This is a genomic window from Lentimicrobium sp. S6 (assembly GCF_013166635.1).
Classification (GTDB): domain Bacteria; phylum Bacteroidota; class Bacteroidia; order Bacteroidales; family UBA12170; genus UBA12170.
Genome location: NZ_JABKBZ010000212.1, coordinates 1 through 1,166 on the forward strand (window position 1 = coordinate 1; position 1,166 = coordinate 1,166).

The 1,166-nt window shown below is 44.0% G+C and carries 1 protein-coding gene; it reads right to left on the reverse strand.

The window, feature by feature from the left end; translation table 11 throughout:
- The coding region (locus HNS40_RS22390; RefSeq protein WP_172284934.1) for a PKD domain-containing protein at window positions 1–1,166 on the reverse strand (1,166 nt) is incomplete at both ends.

A 1,166-nucleotide genomic window follows, 5' to 3' on the forward strand; every position in this document is an offset into this window, starting at 1 on the left:
AGCTGACCGTTAATTCCGAAGGAATAAAGATTTCTGTTTCCGTGGTATCCACACAGCCTCTTTCATCGGTAGCGATGAGAGAAACCGGATAGTTTAAGTCTACCGCAGGGAAGATATATTGAGGATCCTGCTCGGCAGTCACAAAGCCATCGATGCTCCATAATACATCACTGATTCCAATGTTTTCGATATGATAGGAGGAGTCTACAAAATAAACCAAACCACTACTACAAGAAGTATCGCTATAGCTAAAGTGAGCCACCGGATTGTCATAAACATTCACCGTATGCTGAATACTGTCTCTACATCCCCAGGCATCAGTTACTACGAGTTGAGAAGTGAAAGTTCCACTAGTAGCAAAAATATGTTCTGGATTCTGAACAGAAGCCACATCACTATCACCAAAGGTCCAATCCCAGCTCACTAAATCATAGGCATTGGGACTAGAAAGATCGGTATACTGAGTAGGTAATCCTAAACAAGCGGTATCGAAGGTGAAGTCCACCACCGGAGCTCCATAAACAGGAACCATATTCTGTAGCTGATTTTGACAGCCATTGGTATCTGTAATTTGAAGGACTACGGTGTAATTTCCAGGACTAATATAAAGATGACTAGGGTCGCTGATGACTTCCATATTGCCATCCCCTAAATTATAATTCCAAAGCGCAGTAGCACCCATATTAATCAGTTCACTGTCCATAAAGTGAGTGCTATCGCCCACACAAACCGTGTCAAAGCTAAATCCGATTTGAGGAAGGTCGAAGACCACCACCTCTTGAGTAATGACTGAATTACAACCCGCCGAGTTGTTTACGCTCAGGCTTACCTGATATACTCCAGCTGCAGCAAAAGCATGTATCGGATTCTGGAAGTTACTAAACTCACCATCGCCAAAGTCCCATTGCCATCCTTGAACCAATCCGCTTTCTGTAGTGCTCTCGTCCACAAAGTTGAAAGAGTGATACACACAAGGACTGCCATCGCCAGCCGGGCTAAAGCTAAAGTCCGCAACAGGAGCACCAGTAACCTCAATGGTCTCCACCAAACTATCGCTACAACCATCGGTGGTGGTAATGATCAAAGTGACTTCATAGGTGATATCTCCAGTTTCAGCATAGATGTGATAAGGATGCTGCTCAGTGCTAAAATTACCATCCCCAAAA